At 70.3% G+C, this 898-nt stretch carries 1 protein-coding gene; it reads right to left on the bottom strand.

Going from position 1 to position 898, the window contains the following annotated elements:
• The coding region (locus IFY26_RS17520) for an ISL3 family transposase (protein WP_232550294.1) at nt 1–898 on the bottom strand (898 nt) is incomplete at both ends.

An 898-nucleotide genomic window follows, 5' to 3' on the forward strand; every position in this document is an offset into this window, starting at 1 on the left:
CGGGCGATGCGGCGGTGGAGTTCGATGAGCCCGTTGATGCTCTCGGTGCCGCCGTTGCTGGCGCGGCCGGTGTCGAAGTAGGCCAGGAAGGCGTCCCTCCACTGCTTGAGGGTGCGGCCCAGCTTGGCGATCTCGGGGATGGGACACGTGGGGAAGCTGGCGACGACCTGTTCAGCGAGTTGGCGGCCTCGAGCGGGGTCGGGGTGGGCGTACGCGGCGCGAACACGTTGGGCGCACTGCCAGGCGATGTGGACGGCGTCGTGGCGCTCGTCGGCGGCGATGGCAGCGGCCAGGCGGGCCTGTTGCTTCTCGGTGAGCCGCTCGGCCGCGCAGCGCAGGATGTTCCGGATCCCGTACAAGGGGTCGCCGGAACGGCCACGGTGACCGTGGATCTCCTGCTGCACGCGGCGGCGAACCTCATCGACCGCCCGGCCGGCCAGGGCGACCACATGGAAAGCATCCAGGACAGCGGTGGCGTCGGCGAGTTTGTCGTCGATGGCGTTCTTGTAGCCGTGGAACGGGTCCAGGGTGGCGACCTCGACCCCAGCCTTGAACGCCGTGCCGCGTTGGTCGAGCCATGTCTTGTACACGGTCCCGGAGCGGCCGGGTACGAGGTCGAGCAGCCGGGCTCGGACGCGTCCGTCCTTGTCACGGGTCAGGTCGACCATGCCGGTGAGCTCCTTCGGGCCGCGCTTGCGGGGACTCACGTGGTGCCACAGGTGTTCGTCCACCCCGAGGGTGGTCACGCCGGCGAACCGGGCCTCGTCGTCGGCCAGCGTCGCCAGGATGGGTTGGATCGAGCCCCATACCGTCTTCCACGCCACCCCCAGCTGCCGCGCGAGTCCGTGGATGGAGGCGTGCTCGCGGCGGACCTGCTCGATCACCCACCGGCACGCCC

The sequence above is a fragment of the Propioniciclava soli genome, from assembly GCF_014858005.1.
In the GTDB taxonomy this organism is placed as follows: Bacteria; Actinomycetota; Actinomycetes; order Propionibacteriales; family Propionibacteriaceae; genus Propioniciclava; species Propioniciclava soli.